Below are 20,225 nucleotides of genomic sequence, written 5' to 3' on the forward strand. Positions count from 1 at the left end.
CTGATGGAAGTTTCACTTTATGTAAAACGCTGTCGAGAATGATCAGAAAAAGGAAGTAAAAATTAGCAGGAGATGTCTAAATGTGAACGAAATCATAAAATTATGAAAACTTTAAAGGGGGAAAATGCGACATGTATATGACTATTGGCAGAATTTTTGATCTAGCTGTGCAAAAATATCCACAAAAAGAAGCGTTAGTAGAAGCTGCAAAAAACATTCGCTGGACATATAAACAGTGGGATAATATGGTGAATAAAACTGCACACGCACTACTTGCAGAAGGGGTAAGAAAAGGGGACAGAGTTTCCGTTTACTTATATAATTCACATGAATTTGTAACCGTTTACCTAGCTTGTACGAAGATTGGCGCAATCTTTAATCCAATCAATTTCCGCTTAAAAGCAAAAGAAGTTTCCTACATATTGCAAGATGCTTCCTCTAAAGTTGTTGTGTTTGAAAAAGAAGTTGAACCAACCATTTCTATGATTGAACGTGATTTTCCGCATACTTCATTTTGGTGCATTGAAGATGATGTGCCATCTTATGCCGCTTCTTATCATGAAAAAGTAAATGAAGCAAAGGCAGAACCAATTGATATTGAAGTTGATGAAATGGACTATTGTTCTATGCTATATACGAGCGGTACGACTGGGAATCCAAAAGGTGTGCTGCATCGCCACCGGGACATGGCTGAGCATAGTATGATTTGTACGTATTATATAAAATATACACGTGATAGCGTCGGATTAAGTGTAGCACCGCTATATCACTGCGGTGAATTAAACGCTGGTTTTCTGCCGCGCATTCAAGTTGGCGGGAAAAATGTTATTTTACATCATTTTGATACGAAAACAGTGTTAGAAACAATTCAAGAAGAAAAAATTACAACGTTCTTTGCAGCACCGACAATGTGGAACATGCTGCTGCAAGAAGATGTAACAAAATATGATTTAACCTCAATGAAGATAGGAGTTTACGGCGGAGCAGCAATGGCGCCGGCGCTTGTGAAAGAATGTAAAGAACGTCTTTATATCGATCTTGTGCAAATTTACGGGATGACAGAGTTTGGACCTGTTGTTGCATTTCTTGTAGAAGAAGATCAAATTAAAAAAGCAGGATCAGCAGGGACACCTTGCTTTAGCCATGAAGTGCGCATCGTGAAGTCAAATGAAGAGGAACCATCAGAACCAGACGATGTCCTTCCGCCTTACGAAGTTGGAGAAATTATTTTACGCGGACCAACTATGATGGCTAGATACCATAACCGCGAAGAAGCAACCAAAAAAGTAATGTATAAAGGTTGGTATCATTCCGGTGATCTTGGCTATTTTGATAAAGATGGTTATTTATACGTGGCAGATCGTGTTGACGATATGGTCATTAGCGGCGGCGTGAACGTTTATCCGCGTGAAATTGAAGACTTCTTGCACAGCCATGATGGTATTTTAGATGTTGCTGTACTTGGAGAACCAGATGAATTATGGGGAGAACGTGTAGTAGCGGTAGTTGTGAAGAAAGATGAGTCATTAACAGAGGAGGAGTTAGATCGTTATTGTAAGGAAAGTGATGAATTAGCCGATTATAAACGCCCTCGTCATTACGTATTTGCGAACGAACTTCCACGTAATGCGAGCGGGAAATTGCAGAAGTTTGTGTTGCGCGAATCTTTAAAGGAAGCGAAGCAGTCATAGGATAAAGTGAAAGCACAGTTTCATTTTGAAACTGTGCTTTTCCTGTTGAGTTTGTTATAATAAACACATAATTTAGAAAATGTGAATATTCTTACTTTGTGGTAATATTTACGTTTTGTGTTGTCTACAATTGAATTTGAATTGTTATTTCATTCATAGGAGGAATTTTTTATGTCTATGTTTAAAAGATTGCGCGATTTAACGATGTCAAATGTATATGCATTAATTGAAAAAGCTGAAGATCCAGTTAAGATGACAGATCAATATTTACGTGATATGCAAGAAGATGTAGAGGAAGCGGAGAAGAGTGTAGCTGCTCAAATTGCACTTGAGAAAAAGTTTAAATTATTATACGAAGAACAATCGGCACTCGTAACGAAGCGCGAGGAGCAAGCGCATATGGCTGTACAAGCAAACAACATCGATCTTGCGCGCCGTGCTTTAGAGGAAAAGAAAACTGCAGAACAAAAAATGAATGAGTATAAAACGAGTTATGAACAAAATAAGATGGCAGCTGATAATCTTCGTGCAAAATTAGAAGAGATGCGTAAGCAATTGACGGAGTTAAAGAACAAACGTGAAACACTTGTTGCAAGGGTGAACGCAGCGAAGGCGCAAAAGAATATTAATAAAGCGATGTCTGGATTTGATTCCAATACAGCAAAAGCCGGTTTAAGCCGTATGGAGGAAAAAGCTCTTCAACTGGAAGCGGAAGCAGAAGCAAGCGGTGAAATATACAAAAAAGAAAAGTCGTTAGATGAAGAGTTTGCGAATATGAATAAAGATAAGCAGGTAGAAGATGAATTGGCCCGCATTATGAAGCAGTACGAGAAGTAATTGAACGAGAAGACATTATAGAAAATGTATGTGAAGAACCGACATGTCGTCAAGAGTAGATGATGTCGGTTCTCTATTTTTACTTAAAAGGGGTAAGGGGGATTTGTAATGACATGGATGAACATTGCAGCAATGTTTGTATGGACGCTTTCAAGTGCTGTTCTTTTATTTGTGCTCATGTGGATAGATTCGATCTTTACTAAATATAAGGATTTAGCCGAGATTAAAAAAGGGAATGTTGCTGTAACGACTCGTTTTGTCATGAAGCTGTTTGCGCAAGGATATATTTTGTCACAGTCCATCATAAAATCAAACGATTTATGGCAAGCTTTATTGGCCTCTGTTGTTTCATTTGTTATTTTATTTATTTTAGAAAGGTTAGTAGAATTCATTTTGAAGAAGATAGCTAGCTTAGATTTAGAGGAGGGGACTGTGCAAGGAAAAGTTGCTCATGCGCTTTTAGATGGTTCATTGCATATCGTTGGCGCCCTCATTTTAGCAGCGTGTCTATAATAAGAAGCGGAGGGGATAGCTCTTGAGTTTATTTAAACGTATTAAAAATATATTGAAAAGTCCTGAACCTGCTAAACCTGAGAAAAGCGTGTTGTCCTTAGAGCCTGGGGATATTCTTGAGGTATCTTTGGTCACTTATGAAATTATAGGAAAAACGCGTATGCATGAACGAAACGAGATTTTCTTAACATTGCAGGACGGAAATACAATTCGTTATTTAAAGATTGAAAATCGCGAAAAGGTCTATTATGAACTATATACGCCAATTGATGGACGATTAGATTCTTTCAATGAAATCCCTACTACAATTGAAATGGATGATTTAGAGTATTATATGGAAGAACAATATTCTTGCCGAGCATCTATCACTGGAAAAACACCGTTTGCAGTATCTGGCGAACAATATGTTTGGGAGTTTCAATCTGACAACCGTAAATTGCTAAGAATTGAATGGCAAGAAGGACGTACAATGATGTACGAAGGAGAAACAATTCTTACGGCAGATGTACAAATCATACGGGCGACGTAAGGGGGTGCAATCATGTTAAAACGATTGTTTATCATGATGAAAGCATCTATAGGATTTACCATTGCTGCTTCTATTGTATTCGTAATTGCTCTTTTTACCTTATCGGGTTGCGATAATGACAACAAGGTTAAAGATCTTTATCCGTTAGAATCCGTTGTAAAAGACGGAAAGCAAGAATCATATGTATATAGGGCCGCGAATGAATCCGTTCCTAACATAGCGAAAAAACTGGCCGATCAAAAAAAGCCGGAGCAAATATCTAAAGAAGATGAGAACCAAATGTTTCTCGTATATCCTGATGAGTTGTATAACATTCAGAAGGATAAGGAGAAACCATCCGATACATTAATTGAAGTAAGTAATAAGGAGTTTGTTCGTCAAAATTATCAACCGTCTTTTTTAGAAGGTTACATTGTAGGAAGTATAGTCAGCAGTTTATTTGATTCGCATAAATCATATTACGGTGATTACCGCGGATATACAACTCGGAAAACATATAAACCAGTAATTGATTATCGTCAGCCTACTTCTCAGGAGAAAAAAACGCTCCCGCCGTTAACAAAACAAGGTACTGGTTCTATCATTAAGAGAAGTGATAAAGTAAATAATTCCGGTACATCTGTGGGAAGTGAAGATGGTGTTACGAAAAAGGGGAATCAAACTGTTCCGCCGTCTGAGCAGAATAAGGGGAAAATCATTAAATCGCCTGATAAACCAAGCGGATCGGACGTTAAACCAAAGTCATCTATCACTACCCCTCCAAAAAACACATCCCCCCCGAAAACGAGAGTTGGAGGTTCTGGGAAAATTACGAAGAGACGGTGAAGTAAAGTTTTACTTCCTGTTAATGCGGGATAAAGTGAAACTTCCATCAGTGGGGGGCATCCCCCACTGATGGTTAGTTGAACCAATCGGGCTTTTACGGGCAGTTATCCCCCACCGACCTTCTTCGATTTTCTCTGAATCTTGAAGTGGGGGATCTTACTGCCCGTTAATGCGGGATAAAAACACACACCCATGAGCATGGCGTTGTGTGTTTTTTGCATGATTCATTCATGATAGAATGGTGAAAGTGCTAGCATATGTGAATTGCAAATAGGAAAGGAATTTTGCATGAGAATTAATAAATTCATTAGTGAAACGGGTTACTATTCAAGAAGAGAAACGAATCGCCTTATTGATGCAATGCGAATTACCATTAATGGAGAGATTTGTGAGCCAGGACAAGAGGTGGAGCCTGGGGACATTGTACTTGTTGATGGGAAGCCGATTCCAACTAAGACACACCATATTTATATAGCTTTAAATAAACCTGTAGGTATTACATGTACAGCGGCGAAGCATATAGAAGGAAATATTATCGACTTTGTTAATTATCCAGAGCGTATTTTTCCGATTGGCCGCTTAGATAAAGCGTCGCAAGGATTAATTTTGATGACAAATGACGGTGATATCGTAAATAAAATGATGCGCTCTGAGTATGGCCATGAGAAAGAGTATATTGTAACGGTGGATAAGCCATTTGACGATGCTTTTTTAGGGGGAATGGCCGGTGGTGTAACGATTCGTGATGGAAAAACAGATCCATGTAAAATATATCGTATAAGTGATTGTGTATTCCGGATTATTTTGACACAAGGAATGAACCGTCAAATTCGCCGCATGTGCCGAGCATTCGGATATACAGTTACTCGATTAGAACGCATTCGGATTATGAATATTACAGTAGATGGTCTTGAAACGGGAGAGTGGCGTGACCTTACTGAGGAAGAACTAAGTGAACTTCTTGCATTATTGGGGTAAATGAGAAAGACGCTCTTTCTACTTGGAAAGAGCGTCTTTCTTATCCCGCTATTCACGGACAGTAAGACTCCGACTGATGGAAGTTTCACTTTATTTACGTGCAAATCCTTCTTCATCAAGGTATTGTGCCGCTTCTTTGTAAGAGTTAAATGTACCATCTAACATTGTTCCAGCATATACGTTCCACATATCTTCATCTTCTTTTATAAGAGTTAGTATGTGCTTGTCTTCGTTGATCCACTCTTCCTCTTGGAAATTCTCAGTAAGTGTGATTTCTTCTACCGGTTCTTGTGAAAGGGCATGAAGTGATTTTTCAAGTAATGAGCGAAGTTCTTCCGCGGAAAAATCACGGATGTTCACCATTCCTTTATCGTTCGTTTTGTAGCCTTTTAGATGTCCTGCGTATACGAAGCCATTTCCATTTGGATGTAAATGATACACAACGTTCTTTTTGTCTAGGCGGCTTTCTTCATAATGAAAGTTAATGCGCCCTAGGGATACGTTTTTTCTTTCTAGCCCTGGAAAAGATTCAATAATCGTTAATTTTTCTTCAAAAGTTAGCATAGAGTCCTCCATGATTGTAATGAATGTAATGGTTCATTATACCACGAAAGAATATAAATAGAGAAAGTTACTGGATTTGTTGATTTGTACACTTATTAGAAGCGCTTCCATCAATTGGTTTGGATAAGAAACGAAAGGTAAATTTACTAGGTTTTTAAACTAATATATTTACATTTTAGACTAGCAATATGTTAACATAGTGTTTATACGCATTGAATGTGTTATGAGTTATTGTAAGAAAATGCTTCAAGCTGGAGGGAAAATTTTGATGTATAAACAGTTACCACATGGTGTCAAAATTGGAATTACGCGATCAATTGTTACTTCTTTTGAAGATTACATGAAGACGATTGAATGGCGTGAAGAGAAATTTGACATGCAGCACTTCCTTGAACAATGGAAAGATTACATATATACACAATCGACATGGATTCATAAAGTGGATGATAAGGTAAAAGAACATGCAGATTTTCACCAAGCGTTGGCAACAAAAGTGAATGAGAAAATCGCTGAATTGGTTAACGAAGACCCGACAGAAGAGCAGGTGCACATTTTAAAGGAACATGGCGTGCAAAATATAGACTCATTCTGTAAATTGGAAGCGCAATATCGTATTAATCATTTAATCGTGAAATAGCTGCCGCTACGTAGCGTATAATGAAAAGTCGTACTCCGTATAAATGGGGGTACGACTTTTTTGGTTGTTATCTATAAATCTTATTATTGTGGTACAACTGCTTTCCATGCTGATAAATCAATATCTTCTTTTGTAACTAAAGAAGAAGGGAAGAGGAATGTCCATGGTTTTGTTGAATTTGCTTTAATTTCAAAGTTTGTTAATGTAAACGAACCTTGTGCAACTATGTCCCCGGATGCATCTAAAATGTGAAGAGGAAGTTGCTCTAAGTGGATATTTCGGTTACATCCATTACGCATTAAAATGGTTGCATGTAAATCTCCGTTTTCTTGCTTGCGTGCTTGTAATCCTAGGAAGTTGATTTCACCTTCTGTAGGAGGTGTTAAGTTCGCAACAAGTTCGCGAAGCTGCTTCTTACCTTCTTCTGGTAGTCGTGTTTCCCATGTAGGGTCTAAATCTAACTGATGCTCACCTTTAATTTCAAATGCTAACTGCCAATCTGTATGAGATAAAGCTGCGTCAGTCATTGTGTCTTTCTCAAAAGTGAATACCCAAGGCATATTCACTTTCGCAGGAATGTCACCTAAGCCTGACAAATCAAATGTTTTACGTGCACACACTTGTTCATCTTTATTTAATAATAGTAGAGTTGTAGCCTCGAATTTAATTGGTTTTGGAACGCTGCTGCGAATAAAGGCAGCAACGTGATAAGAGTCATCTTGATTTTCAATTTCAATACCTGCTAATGAAATTTGGTTTTCTTGTAAGCTAGGTAACTCTTTATGTAAAAATTGATAAATATATTTTTGTTCTTGTCCAACTTCTCCCCAAGAAGGGTGGAAGTATAGGACCGGTTTAATAGTTTTATTATGAGCAGTTGCTTCCTCTTGTCCAAATAATTGAGCGGACGAAACAGCTGTATCTTTTCCTTTTTTCTTTGCTTTTTTTAAGAATGATAGCATGAAATTCACCTCATTATACGTTTTGTGGAATCGCTAGATGTCTTGCGATATATAAGCACATTTCTTTTTCAAATTTACTGTACGTATATAAGAAAATGTCGAGCGCTTCTTTTTGATAAATGCGTGTTGGGTCTTCTTGCTGATATTGACGTAAGCCAATTCCTTCTTTTAAATTATGCATTGCTTCTAAATGATGTACCCAGTTTTGATCAATGTAATGCAGGCCAACTTGACGCGTTGCTTGCTGCACTTCTAAGCGATTTTCTAATTCGCGTACCTTTTCGGTATAACTTGCAATTGTATCTTGCAGTGCTGCTTGTAACTCTTCAATAGAGGTTACGTCACCTGCTGACAAAGGTGGCAATGCTTCTGATGGGAAAATGGCTTGTAATTCTTCTATTAAAGAAGTAAAATCCCACTCTTCCGGAAGCATTCCTTCTAGGAAATATTTCTTTGCCGTATGTTCAACGGTATGCTCAATCATTGGAAGAACAAGTGAAATCATATTTGTTTCTTCATTTAAAAGTGTATCACGTAATTTGTAAATGACATTACGCTGGTCGTTAATAACATCATCAAGCTTTAAGTTATATTCACGAATGGAAAAATTACTTCCTTCGCAAATTAACTGTGTACGCGTCACAAAATCATGAATTTTTGGTGTAAGGATAAGTCCTTTTTCATCCCACTTTAATGATTTTCTTAGTTTTTCCACTTCTTCTTCTGCAAAGCGGTGGAACATTTCATCTTCGATTGAAATGAAAAATTGTGAACTGCCAGGATCTCCTTGACGACCAGCGCGTCCTTTTAGCTGATTATCAACGCGGCGAGATTCATGGCGTTCTGTTCCAATTACGTGTAAGCCGCCCAGTTCATGTACACCTTCACCTAATAAAATATCAGTACCGCGGCCTGCCATATTTGTCGCAATCGTGATTTGTCCTTTTTGACCAGCTGTTGCAATCAGTTCTGATTCTTGTTCTACACTTTTTGCGTTAAGAAGTTGATACGATAGCCCTGCTTCATCTAAATATTTCGCAGCTGTTTCCGATTGCAAAATAGATGCTGTTCCAATTAAAATTGGTTGTCCTGTTTTATGGCGTTTCAAGACTTCTTCACGGACTGCTTTATATTTATCGTCAATTGTCATAAAGACAAGATCGTTCATATCGTCGCGCAGTACAGGGCGGTTTGTTGGAATTGGAGTAACTTCCATTCTGTACACGCTATTAAATTCTTTCTCTTCCGTTTTTCCTGTACCCGTCATTCCTGATACAGTAGGGTACATACGGAAGAAGTTTTGAATTGTAATCGATGCTTGTGTTTGGTTCTCATCTGTTACTTCAAGACCTTCTTTTGCTTCAATTGCTTGATGTAAGCCATCGCTTAAAGAGCGGCCTTCCATGACGCGGCCTGTGAAAATATCAACAAGTAAAATTTTACCGTCGTTTACAATATAGTCGACATCACGGTGGAAGGTAACATTTGCACGTAATGCTTGAATCATATAATGATAGAGCGTTTGGTGCTCAAGGTCGTATAAGTTATCGATATCAAACATATCTTCAATTTTTGTTATGCCATCTTCTGTAAAACTAGAAGATCTTGTTTCTGGATCGTATGTATAATGAACGTCTTCTTTGAACGATTTGATGACTTTTGCACATAAGTAATGAAGTTGTGAACTCCCTGATTTCTTACCAGCAAGAATAAGCGGTGTTTTTGCTTCATCAATTAAGACACTATCAATTTCATCGATAATGGCAAAGTGGTATGGGCGTTGTACTTTATCAGCTATAGAAGCTGCCATGTTATCACGAAGATAATCGAATCCAAACTCTGTTCCGATTCCGTATGTAATATGAGCTTCATATGCGCGCTTCTTCTCGTCTGGCTCTATCATCGGGATATTTAAACCGACTGTTAAACCGAGAAATTCGTGTACTTGACCAATTAATTCTTTATCGCGTTTTGCTAAGTAATCGTTTACCGTAATAACGTGTACACCTTTACCTTCTAGTGCACGTACGTATGTTGGCAACGAAGCAACAAGAGTCTTCCCTTCCCCTGTAGGCATCTCTGCGATATTACCTTCTAGTAACACGAGTCCGCCAATTAACTGTACGTCATAATGGCGCAGTCCTAGTACACGCTTTGCTGCCTCGCGAACAACAGCGAATGCTTCTACTTTCACATCATGAATGGTTTTTCCATTTTGAATCATTTCTTGAAAAACAGCTGTCTTTTGACGCAATTCTTCATCAGATAATGTTTCCATCTGGTGTTCTAATCTATTAATTTCATCCACAAGTTGCTCATACTTTTTCAGCTTGCGTTTTTGTTGATCTCCTAAAATCTTTTTAAACGATTTCAGCATGCTTTACTACACTCCTCTTACTAACAATAGCTACATTATAGCACATGTTTATTCGGAAAATAGAATAAGGGGATAATTAAAGAAAAATATGTATATGACGCCTTTTGTTGGGTGAGCTGTCATATTTTAATTGCGTTTAAAATACTTACCTATAAACAATTTCATGATGAAGGGAGGCTCTGTATGGCGATTTTCTGTAGGGCAATGTTCACTTTACAAATAGTAGGAAAGAGTATTCAATGTAGGAGAAATTTGATATGATAATTGAATGAGGCAAATCATGTCGAATTTAGTAGAACTGATAGTAAACATGTACAGTTAGGAAAGTACATGTATGAAAAGTACCTTTTATATATACGATAGAATGGAAATGGCAGTGTATGTTCGTGCTGCTGAACTGTGTAATAGAGATGTAGAAAGAAAAGAGAAGAAAAACATGAGTAAAACGTTAGTTAAAGGAGCAGCGATTTTAACAATTACAACATTTTTATCGAAGTTGCTAGGAAGCTTCTTTCAAATTCCGCTCCAAAATATTGCTGGGGATGAGGTACTTGGTATTTTCCGCCTTGTGTTTCCGGTGTATATGTTAGCTTTAACTTTATCTGTAGCAGGCATTCCTCTTGCGATATCAAAGTTAATTGCGGAGCTTCAAACAACTGGTGATAAAGAAGGCATTGCGAAGCTATTTACGTCTGCTTCTATATTAGGAGCCCTTTTTGGAACAGTTGGATTTCTTGCAATTGTTATATGGTCAGAGCCAATTGCAGCGATGTTAGGTGGACAAGAGACAAGATTTCCTCTTCTTGTTGTATCATTTGCGCTTTTATTTGCACCGTATATGGCAGTATATCGCGGTTACTTCCAAGGATTTGGTGATATGATGCCAACAGGTGTATCACAAGTAATTGAACAGTTTGTTCGGGTATTATTCATGCTGACGATTGCATACATGTTCGTACTCTCGCAAAAAAGCAGTAGTGTAATAGCAGGCGGAGCAATGATTGGTTCATGTATTGGTGTGATCAGCTCGCTTGTGTATTTACGCTGGACGTATGTAAAAAGTGCACACTGTTATAAGGTAACATCCTATTCATTTGCAGATTTGAAAAAGGATGGAAAGAAGATCTTACGCGTATCGATTCCAATTGCAATTGGTGCATTGTCGATGCCGCTTCTAGGCTTAATCGATTCTGTGACAATTCCGCATGTCATGCAAGGAACAGCGTCAATGATACAAGAGCAATTTGGAATTTATAGTAGGGGAAGTGCATTTACACAATTAATTGTTGTATTTGCAAGTGCAATTGTATTCCCACTAATCCCGTTGTTAACAACTGCTTTAGCAAAAAATGATAGAGGAGCTGCGCGTGACATGGTGCAGCGAACATATAAGTTAGCTCATTTACTTACAACGCCAATGACGATATGGCTTATCGCGTTAACAATTCCATTAAATGTCGGTTTATTTACAGATGCTAAAGGAAGCAGCATGTTAGCGGTCATTGTTGGCAGTTCGTATTTTACTTCTTTTGTGTTATTATCAATAGGGATTTTGCAAGGAATTAATCGTTCCATGCAAGCAGCGTGGATTGTAATTGGAGCCAGCCTTGTTAAGGCATTATTGAATGTTGTGCTAGTTGCTAAGTTTGGCATAGAAGGAGCGGCGTATAGTACACTGCTTATTTATATACTTATTTTTATTATGAATGATATTTGCATCCGAAAGCATATTTCGTACGGGATAAGGATAGGAGAATATGTATCAATTCTTGTTGTTTCTTGTGTACTTGGTATAGGTATGTATAGTGTAACGACTATAATAGATGTAACAAGTTCTCGCTTTATCGCATTGCTATATAGCTGCGCGGCGATGGGGCTTGCTTCTTTGGTATATATAGTTTGTGCTATAAAACTACAGTGGATTGCAAAAGAAGATGCCAAAAAGATTCCTTTACTTCGAAAGTGGATACGATAATAGAATTGTAAAGATATAAATTCAATATTTATTTTCATTATGAATCCCTTTAGAATAGGGACTGTATAACAGCGTGGCTGGGTACAAAAATAGTTGATTGCGAAATGTTGGAGGAGATTAAGAGTGCGGTTAGTTTTATCAGGATATTATGGTTTTTATAACGTTGGGGACGAAGCGATTTTGCAATCAATTATTCAAGCATTGCAGGAGGAACATCCGAATATCGAGCTCATTGTACTTTCAAATGACCCTGATTATACGCAGAAAATGTACGGTGTAGAAGCAGTAAACCGTTGGAATATAAAAGCAATTTATGGAGCAATTAAAAAAAGTGACGGACTTATTAGCGGGGGCGGCAGCCTTCTTCAAGATAAAACGAGTGTGAAAAGTATTTTGTATTATACGGCGATTATGCGTATTGCACGTTTATTAAAGAAGCCGTATTACATTTACGCACAGGGAATTGGTCCGATTACAAAAAAGCATAATCGCTTATTAGTGAAATGGCACGTATCAAGAGCTGCATATGTATCTGTGCGTGATGAAGATTCATTCTTATACTTAAAAGAAATCGGGATGAAGAAAGATATCGCACTTGTCCCGGATCCAGTATTAGCTTGCAAACCTGAAAAGAAATCAGATTGGTTACAGCAGCATTCCTTGCATGGTAATGTCATTGCCGTTAGCGTACGTGATTGGGATGCAAAAGAAGATTATAAGAAAAAACTAGCTGAAGCGCTAAAGAAATTAAAGCAAGAGGGTTATCATATTCTGTTTGTACCGATGCATGGTCCATACGATCAACAGGCATCACGAGATGTGATTAACTTAATGGGAGAAGAAGCACATATGCTTCCATATAAAATGGATATTGATGAGAAAATGTTTATTTTATCACAGTGTTCTCTTTTAATTGGAATGCGTCTTCATGCACTTATTTTCTCAGCTGTTGCAAATACACCAATGGTTGGTATTTCGTATGATCCGAAGATTGATTCATTCTTACGACAAGTGAATCAGCCGATTATCGGCAGTGTTGATGGAGACTGGAATGCGGAAGCGTTATATAACATGGCAAAAAAGCAACTTGATGGACAAGAGGATGTCCGGCATACATTAGGACAGCGAGTAGATGAATTACGAATGAAAATTTCGGAAGCATCGGGACAAATTATTCAGCATTTAAAAGAAAGTAGTCAGAAAAAGTAGGCTGCTTTCTTTTTTTTGTAAGCAAAAAGAGGCTATGATGATAGCCTCAAGTTTGTTCTCTTTTATTTGCTTTAAAGAATGGAATTTTCGTTGTTACATATTGTGTAACAACATACATACCGTAGCTTTGTATGATAACGAAGCTTGGAATAATAAAGGAACGATAGCGCGTTTGTATTTCGATAAGTATGTGAACAGCTGCATAACCGAGAATAAGCAGTAAAAAGAATAAGTGCTCTTTTTTCGTATTCCCTTTTATCATGCTAACTAAAGATATAATTGCAAATATACTAATGGTAATGTACATTAATTTTTCTACAATCCATAACAGCTTTTGCAGCCCTGGTTTCTCATAGCCTTCTAAACTCCAATACGGAGCGGCATCATAGCTTCCCCACATCACTTTAAATTTATCTTTAAATAAAACGAGTAATTGCTTTTTATCTGCAGTTCGTTCTTTTATAAGGTTTTTTTCGATATCGAAACGTTCTTCACCGACTTCATATTGATTCACAAGTTTATAATCAGGAACAGAAAATTGTCCCGTTGTTGTATGGTTGAATCCAAGTACAAATTTCCAATATGGATCGCGGTTTGATAATGGATATTGTGTAATTCCAGCTGCAATTAATGAATAGCTACATACATAATGGACGATATAAAAAACACCAATGATTCCGATTAGTTTTTTGAAGACCATTGCTTTTTTTACGTTTTCATTCCCGAATATGTAAACGATACATAAGAAAATTGCTAATGCAAGCAGAACGACACTGCCAAGCGGCCTCATAATGTCTCCAAGAGAAAGCAAAATACCAACAAATATCCATGCATACGCATGAGAAATTCCTTTTTTTATAAGAACATAAAACCCTGCATAAAAAAGAAAAGTTGAAAAATGTTCATTCGTTAATACGGAACACATTAGAATGTTTGGCACGTAAACCGCAAAGATTAAACCAGCGATTCTACCGCAGTACTCGTTAAAAAGACGTGCAGCAATGCGGTATGTAAAAAGGGTAATCCCAGTGCAATATATAATATTAAGAAGTTTAAGTGCAAATGTACCTTCTCCGAAGATCTTTAATACGCCAGCTTGATACATCGTAAATCCTAATTGATATACCCAAGTTGTAAAATATGGTTTATCTGCAAACTGAAAATCCCCATTGGCGACATCGACTGCACCAAGATACATCTTTTCGAAATCTTGTATGACGTCCGTATGTATCATTAACACCCAAACGAGCCGTAAACTAAATGCTAGCAAACTTAAAAATATGATAGTTTGCTTCTTTGTTAAATATCGATTCATCCACCACGAAATAATAAGAACACCGATTATGCCAGGAATTAATCCGAGTAGCATAAAGGGAGAATACTCAGGTGTAGTCACTGCCGATTGGAGTGAATACAGTAATGTGATGATAAAAAATAATAATGCGAGTACGCGTAGTGATTGAGATGAAAATGTATATAATCTAGTCACTGTTTATCCTCCGTCATAATATGTGTGAACTGTTGTAAAACAGTAAAGATAGTATTGTTAATTGTTCGAAATTTTTCTACTATGTACAACCTTATAATTATAGCATGGAGTTTTACCTCGTGTACAAAAGAGATAGAGTTATAGTTATATAATTTTAATTAGTTTATTTTTTTATAAAAATATATTGATTTTAGTGCTGTTTTTTGAGTATAAATAGAGTAAGTATGGTAAAATTCTACACATTATTCTAGTTTTTGTTTATTTTAGCAATATATGTAGGTTATAATCGGTTTGAAACTAGTAAACTATTATAAATAAATTTTAGGGGGATACCGGTGAAACGACTTTCAAAGGGTGTTACGGCGTTTATGTTAACGGGGTCTTTACTTTTGAGTCCTGCAGCAAGCTATGCAGCGACTGATGATATAACAGGTCATATATTCGAGAAGCAAATGCGGGTGTTAATTGATCGAGGGATTATGTCAGGATATGGGAATAATACATATTTACCTGATAATAATATAACAAGAGCAGAATTTGCTACTTTAATAGCGAAAGCATTGCAGCTTCCTAAAGCAGATTCAAACTTCACAGATGTTCCATCATCTTATGTTTTATATGATGGTGTCAGCAAGGCTGCTGGGGCAAAGATTATTTCAGGACGCGGAAACAATCAGTTTGGTCCAGATGATAAGATAACACGTGAAGAAATGGCTATTATGGTGCGAAATGCATTAGTGTATAAAAATATTACTGTATCATTACCAGAGCTAACATTTGTTGATAAGGATGACATTGCGTATCCAACATATGTTCAATTTGTCGTTGGAGCAGGGATTATTAAAGGATATGAAGATCATACTTTCCGTCCGAAGCTTCCAGCAACAAGGGGAACAGCAGCAGCTTTCCTTAGCGGTATGCTTCAAACGATTGACAATAATGGACCAACAACTCCGATTGAAACGAAGCCATATGTCATTACAAATGTGAAAGTAGATGGAAAAGAGCAAGAAATAGGGCGCTATTCATCTTATGAAGAAGCAGTGGCAGGCGCACAAAGTCAAGGTGTGAATGCGGTGAAATATAACGGTCAATTTATTTGGATTAAAGATGGCTATGCAGTTGCGAAGAAAACAAGCGGAAATACAATCAATATATATGGTGAAGATTTACAAAAGGTCGTAACGTACGTGCAATATGGTACGGAAATGAAAGTGTTAGGCGTTGAGGGAGACCGCGTGAAAGTTCAACTTTCTGATTTGAACGGTTATTACGTGAAAAAGGATGAAGTCACGTTAATTCCTACGAACCAAATGAAAGAGTCTTATTATTATGTAAAGGCAGAAGACGGCTATTTATATCATAAATACTATAACTTCGCTTCTGGTTCACCGAGCTATACGGAATATAGATACGGAAAAGCACCTTCATTTATGCAGCCGGAACAAAAAGTGTATAGCGTAGACGGGAAAACATTTGGAAACGAAACGTTCTATCAATATTTTAACTACGTATCGTTACGAACAAAAACAAACTATACAGCAGAAGAACTAGATAACTATATTAAATGGCGCCAGCCTAATTCACCATTAATCGGTTTAGGTAAGAAATTTAAAGAAGTAGAAAGTAAGTATAACGTGAATGCGCTCTTCTTATACGCACTAGCCGTTCATGAAAGTGAGTATGGAACAAGTAAGCTTGCGAAAGAAAAGAACAATTTATTTGGACTAAATGCGACTGACGATAGCCCATTCGGGAACGGTGACACGTTTAATAGTAAAGAAGACTGCATTGAACATGCAGCGAAAGTGTACATGAATGAAGGATATTTAAATCCAGGACATTGGCGTTACACAGCAACTTACACGGGCAACAAAGCTGGCGGTGTAAATATGAAGTACGCATCAGACCCATATTGGGGAGAAAAAGTAGCGGGGCATATGTTCCGATTTGATACGTACTTAGGTAAAAAAGATTATAACAAGTACAAACTTGCTCGTATTACAAACGGTACAGATGTGACAAACAAAGCGAACGGAAAGCTGTATCACGTAGGTAACGATACAATTGTAACAGTTACAGGTGAAGAAACGATCAATGGACAAGCTTGGTTGAAGGTTGTGTCAGATGATCCAACTGTAGGCGAAGGGTATATTGCGAAAGAAAATGCCGAATACGTGAATCAGTAATTGAAGAAACAGGTAGAATCTATTGAGAAACTACCTGTTTTTCTAAAACCTTTCGACAAGAAAAGTTCCTTTTTGTCGAAAAACGATAACAATAATTGTCGAATGATGTCGAGATATGAGGGTGTTTCGCAATAAAAAAATAGTTTGCGTATTTATATTTTATGTTATAATATTATTCGTATATTAATTGTTACATATATATGAAATACCTATTATACCGTTATTGCACTGTTATAGTGCGGGGGCGCATTGTTGCTGACCTGAATGAAAAAACAGGGAAGGAATGCTTAATAGGTGACCATTTTCTTTGTCGAATTTTGCGATATAAAATTCTTTAAAAAAAGGAAAAAATGGCGTATTATGTACATGGTTTAATAAATTGGTAAATCAGTTATTTGTTAACAGGTTAGTAATTTGTTAACAATTTAATTATTTTTTACCAATTAAATACTTATAGCTTTAATACTTATTTAGGTATTTCACTAGTTTCCCAAATACATATTTCCGAAGCTAGTATTATATTTCTCAAGGAGGAAATAGATAAAATGGCAAAAAACAAATCTTTCAACAAATTAGTTGCTGGTACAATGACAGCTGCAATGGTAGCGGGCGTAGTAGCTCCAGTTGCTGCATCTGCTGCAGAAAACACATTCACGGACGTTCCAGCTGGTCACTGGTCTGAAAAAGCGATCAACGACATGGCTGCAAAAGGTATCATTAAAGGTATCGGCGGAAACCTATTCGGATTTGGTCAAGAAACTACTCGTGCTCAAGTTGCGACTTTCATGGTAAAAGCAATGGGCTTTGAAAACGAAACAGCTACACCATCTTTCTCTGATGTATCTGCAGACAACATTTATGCAAAATACATCGGAATCGCTGAAAAGCATGGTATCATGGGCGGCGTTGGTAACGGTAACTTCAACCCAGACGGTAAATTAACTCGTGCACAAATGGCACAAATCCTTGTGAACGCATACGGCTTCAAAGCTGACGAAAACAACAAAAAAACTTTCAATGACATCGACAATTTAGGTTGGGCTACTGCGAAGTCTTCTATCGAAACTCTTGCTAGCTTAAACATCGTAAAAGGTTCAAGCGATACTACATTCGATCCAAACGGTGTTGTAACTCGTGAGCAAGCTGCTCAATTCATTTACAATGCAATGAACTACAAAAAACCAGAAGCTAAAGTTGTTTCTGTAACTCCTCTTAACGGTAAAGAAGTAGAAGTTAAGTTCGGTACAGAAATCAATATCGATACAACTGATGCTAAGAAAGCTGAAGCATTAAAATTATTCACTTTAAATGGTACACAAGCTACAGACGTTAAAGTTGCTAGTGACAACAAAACTGTAGTCGTAACTTTTGATAAAGTTCACGGTATTGAAGATGCTGTATTAGTTGTGAACCCAGTTGAAACTAAAGCTGACGCTAAAGTTAAAACAGCTAAACACACTCAAGTATTAACTTACAAAGATACAGTTCGTCCAGAAGTTAAAGGCGTTGAATATGTAGATGCAAACACTGCAAAAGTTGTTTTCTCTGAGCCTCTTAAAACTTTAGGCGATGTTACAGTAAGCAATGATAAAGCAGTTGCTAAAACAGCTGACTTTAAAGAAGGTCAAAACTATGTAACTATCGACTTAACAAATGTTGATGAAAATGCAGAAGTTGCTGTAACAGTAGTTGGCGCAACTGACTTTGCTGGTAACTTAATTTCTCCAAACCCAGTAAAAGCAACTGTGAAAAAACAAGAAATTGACAAAACTAAACCAGTAGTATCTGGCGTAGAAGCGATTTCTGATACACAATTAAAAGTTACATTCTCTAAAGAGTTTGCAGCTTTAACACCTGCTGATGTTTCTGTAAACGGTAATGCACCAACTAAAGTTGAGTTAGATAAAGACAACAAAAAAGTTGCTTATGTAACAGCTAACTTAAATGATGGTGTTAATACAGTTAAGGTTAACGCTGGCGTTAAAGATAAATTCGGTATTGCTTTAGAAAAAGACTATGTAAAACAATTAGTTGTAACAGTAGATACAGCTGCTCCAGAAGTAAGCAAATATGAAGTAGTAACTGAAAAAGTTAATGACAAAGATGTACAATACCTTGTAGTAACTTATAATGAAGATGTTAATGTAGAAGGTACTGTTCCAACAACTGGTACTCTTGTTAACAACTATGTAACAAACAACGCAGCTAGCTTCGCTGGTAAATTAGATACAGCTGAAAGAAAAGATAAAAAAGTTGTTAAAATCGATTTAACTGGTGTAGCTACAGGAACTTGGACACTTAAGTTAGATGCAGGTTTTGTTAAAGACGCTGCTAAAACACCAAATGCTAGCAAAGAGAAATCTGTTACATTTAACGTTGGTGAGGTAAAACAAGAGTCTAAACTTTCTTACACAGTAGCAGCTGATAAGAACGTAGTAACTGTTAACTTTGACGGTGAAGTTGATGGCGCTTCAGCTACTAATGCTGCTAACTATGCTGTAGAAGGTGCACAAGTAGAAAAAGCAGTATTAACTCAAAATGGTGCTAGTGGAGCTGCAGTACAACTTACATTAAAAGAAGGTTCAGTAGAAGCTTCTGGTAAATATGCAGTATCTGTTAACGGTGTTAAAGATAAATCTAAATCTGTAGAAGCAAAACTTCAAAAAGATGCTTCTTCTGTAGTAGCACTTACTGAAAACGTAGCTCCAAAAGTAGCAAAAGCTGAACTTGTTAATGGTCAAGATGTTGTATTAACTTTCAGTGAAGCTGTTGATCCAAGTACTGTTGCTGCTGCAGACTTCAATGTTCTTGTTGATGGAACAAATGTTACATCTTTAACTGAAAACCCAATTAAAGTTGGTGAGCCAGTTGCTGATGCTAGCAATAAAACATTCACTTTCAAATTTGATCGTGCATTAACAAGTAAAGAACTTGCAAAAACAATTACTGTTAAAACTGCTAAAGACTTTGAAGTTAAAGATACAAATGGCAACAAACTTGCTGCTATTGACAGCTTAAACGTTGCAAAAATCCTTAAGTAATAGATTGTTTCTATAAATTAATCTATTGGATATAAAATAAGCCTATGATTTTCATAGGCTTATTTTTTTTTGAATGTGTCAGCTGTGATTTGAAATTTGTTATCAATATGCATGTCTTGTTAAGATAGGAACAATGTGCCCTGGTATATAGAATATGATGATTCTAGGGGTGTAATGTAAAACTATCATAATATGGTTGTTTATCCTGCATTAACGGGCAGTAAGACCCCCACATCAAGATTTAGAGAGAAGGGAAGAAGACGGGGGAGATGAAAAAACTCTCCACTGATGGAAGTTTCACTTTATATTGTTCTTCAGCTTCGAGTTACTCGTTTTGGATGATCAGCACGTTACAATTGCTTTTTGTTTTCTGTTCAATGCATTTGGAAATAATAAATACAGTGACTTT

At 37.0% G+C, this 20,225-nt stretch carries 15 protein-coding genes; 11 read left to right on the forward strand and 4 right to left on the reverse strand.

Features of this window, described 5'->3' with window-relative positions:
• Positions 1-131: 131 nt before the first annotated feature.
• From WAX78_RS18055 to WAX78_RS18080, 6 genes are all read left to right on the forward strand, one after another.
• Positions 132-1,691, forward strand: coding sequence for a fatty acid--CoA ligase (locus tag WAX78_RS18055; protein ID WP_336483367.1), 1,560 nt, complete (start codon positions 132-134; stop codon positions 1,689-1,691).
• A 171-nt stretch (positions 1,692-1,862) separates the two neighbouring features.
• A complete protein-coding gene (locus tag WAX78_RS18060; protein ID WP_336483368.1) occupies positions 1,863-2,528 on the forward strand; it encodes a PspA/IM30 family protein in 666 nt (221 codons plus the stop codon).
• Positions 2,529-2,636: 108 nt separating this feature from the next.
• Complete coding sequence (locus WAX78_RS18065) at positions 2,637-3,041, forward strand: DUF350 domain-containing protein (protein WP_336483369.1); 405 nt, start codon at positions 2,637-2,639, stop codon at positions 3,039-3,041.
• A gap of 22 nt (positions 3,042-3,063) precedes the next feature.
• A complete protein-coding gene (locus WAX78_RS18070; protein WP_336483370.1) occupies positions 3,064-3,570 on the forward strand; it encodes a DUF4178 domain-containing protein in 507 nt (168 codons plus the stop codon).
• A 12-nt stretch (positions 3,571-3,582) separates the two neighbouring features.
• On the forward strand, positions 3,583-4,395 hold the full coding sequence (locus WAX78_RS18075; protein WP_336483371.1) for a DUF4247 domain-containing protein: 813 nt from the start codon (positions 3,583-3,585) through the stop codon (positions 4,393-4,395).
• Between the two features lie 288 nt (positions 4,396-4,683).
• Positions 4,684-5,373, forward strand: a complete 690-nt coding sequence (locus WAX78_RS18080) for a pseudouridine synthase (RefSeq protein ID WP_336483372.1) — start codon at positions 4,684-4,686, stop codon at positions 5,371-5,373.
• 90 nt (positions 5,374-5,463) lie between these two features.
• Here the strand turns inward: WAX78_RS18080 and WAX78_RS18085 are convergent, their stop codons facing one another.
• Positions 5,464-5,937 (reverse strand): hypothetical protein, encoded by a 474-nt coding sequence (locus tag WAX78_RS18085; protein WP_336483373.1) that lies wholly within the window; start codon positions 5,935-5,937, stop codon positions 5,464-5,466.
• A gap of 268 nt (positions 5,938-6,205) precedes the next feature.
• Here WAX78_RS18085 and WAX78_RS18090 point away from each other — a divergent pair, with 268 nt between their 5' ends.
• Entirely contained in the window at positions 6,206-6,574 is a 369-nt protein-coding gene (locus WAX78_RS18090) for a hypothetical protein (RefSeq protein WP_336483374.1), read from the forward strand.
• An 83-nt stretch (positions 6,575-6,657) separates the two neighbouring features.
• Here WAX78_RS18090 and WAX78_RS18095 read toward each other — a convergent pair whose 3' ends face one another.
• A complete protein-coding gene (locus tag WAX78_RS18095) occupies positions 6,658-7,536 on the reverse strand; it encodes an accessory Sec system S-layer assembly protein (protein ID WP_336483375.1) in 879 nt (292 codons plus the stop codon).
• Between the two features lie 13 nt (positions 7,537-7,549).
• Entirely contained in the window at positions 7,550-9,913 is a 2,364-nt protein-coding gene (gene secA2, locus WAX78_RS18100) for an accessory Sec system translocase SecA2 (protein ID WP_336483376.1), read from the reverse strand.
• 436 nt (positions 9,914-10,349) lie between these two features.
• Here secA2 and WAX78_RS18105 point away from each other — a divergent pair, with 436 nt between their 5' ends.
• Together WAX78_RS18105 and csaB are read left to right on the forward strand one after the other, a co-directional pair.
• Entirely contained in the window at positions 10,350-11,888 is a 1,539-nt protein-coding gene (locus WAX78_RS18105; protein ID WP_336483486.1) for a putative polysaccharide biosynthesis protein, read from the forward strand.
• Positions 11,889-12,011: 123 nt separating this feature from the next.
• Positions 12,012-13,097, forward strand: a complete 1,086-nt coding sequence (csaB, locus tag WAX78_RS18110; RefSeq protein ID WP_336483377.1) for a polysaccharide pyruvyl transferase CsaB — start codon at positions 12,012-12,014, stop codon at positions 13,095-13,097.
• A gap of 46 nt (positions 13,098-13,143) precedes the next feature.
• Here the strand turns inward: csaB and WAX78_RS18115 are convergent, their stop codons facing one another.
• On the reverse strand, positions 13,144-14,586 hold the full coding sequence (locus WAX78_RS18115; protein ID WP_336483378.1) for an ArnT family glycosyltransferase: 1,443 nt from the start codon (positions 14,584-14,586) through the stop codon (positions 13,144-13,146).
• Positions 14,587-14,921: 335 nt separating this feature from the next.
• Between WAX78_RS18115 and WAX78_RS18120 the strand changes: the two genes are divergently transcribed.
• Positions 14,922-16,775, forward strand: coding sequence for an S-layer homology domain-containing protein (locus tag WAX78_RS18120; protein WP_336483379.1), 1,854 nt, complete (start codon positions 14,922-14,924; stop codon positions 16,773-16,775).
• Positions 16,776-17,320: 545 nt separating this feature from the next.
• Positions 17,321-19,816 carry an S-layer homology domain-containing protein gene (locus tag WAX78_RS18125; protein WP_336483380.1) on the forward strand — a complete coding sequence of 832 codons (2,496 nt, stop codon included), beginning with the start codon at positions 17,321-17,323 and terminating at the stop codon, positions 19,814-19,816.
• The last annotated feature ends 409 nt before the right edge of the window (positions 19,817-20,225 follow it).

The organism is Bacillus yunxiaonensis, from assembly GCF_037104695.1.
Classification (GTDB): Bacteria; Bacillota; Bacilli; order Bacillales; family Bacillaceae_G; genus Bacillus_A; species Bacillus_A yunxiaonensis.

What these genes read in the sequence shown, in the direction of transcription:
- WAX78_RS18055 (WP_336483367.1), top strand. Translation starts at nt 132, where the DNA reads ATGTATATGACTATTGGCAGAATTTTTGATCTAGCTGTGCAAAAATAT.
- WAX78_RS18060 (WP_336483368.1), top strand. Translation starts at nt 1,863, where the DNA reads ATGTCTATGTTTAAAAGATTGCGCGATTTAACGATGTCAAATGTATAT.
- WAX78_RS18065 (WP_336483369.1), top strand. Translation starts at nt 2,637, where the DNA reads ATGACATGGATGAACATTGCAGCAATGTTTGTATGGACGCTTTCAAGT.
- WAX78_RS18075 (WP_336483371.1), top strand. Translation starts at nt 3,583, where the DNA reads ATGTTAAAACGATTGTTTATCATGATGAAAGCATCTATAGGATTTACC.
- WAX78_RS18080 (WP_336483372.1), top strand. Translation starts at nt 4,684, where the DNA reads ATGAGAATTAATAAATTCATTAGTGAAACGGGTTACTATTCAAGAAGA.
- WAX78_RS18085 (WP_336483373.1), bottom strand. Translation starts at nt 5,937, where the DNA reads ATGCTAACTTTTGAAGAAAAATTAACGATTATTGAATCTTTTCCAGGG.
- WAX78_RS18090 (WP_336483374.1), top strand. Translation starts at nt 6,206, where the DNA reads ATGTATAAACAGTTACCACATGGTGTCAAAATTGGAATTACGCGATCA.
- WAX78_RS18095 (WP_336483375.1), bottom strand. Translation starts at nt 7,536, where the DNA reads ATGCTATCATTCTTAAAAAAAGCAAAGAAAAAAGGAAAAGATACAGCT.
- secA2 (WP_336483376.1), bottom strand. Translation starts at nt 9,913, where the DNA reads ATGCTGAAATCGTTTAAAAAGATTTTAGGAGATCAACAAAAACGCAAG.
- WAX78_RS18105 (WP_336483486.1), top strand. Translation starts at nt 10,350, where the DNA reads ATGAGTAAAACGTTAGTTAAAGGAGCAGCGATTTTAACAATTACAACA.
- WAX78_RS18125 (WP_336483380.1), top strand. Translation starts at nt 17,321, where the DNA reads ATGGCAAAAAACAAATCTTTCAACAAATTAGTTGCTGGTACAATGACA.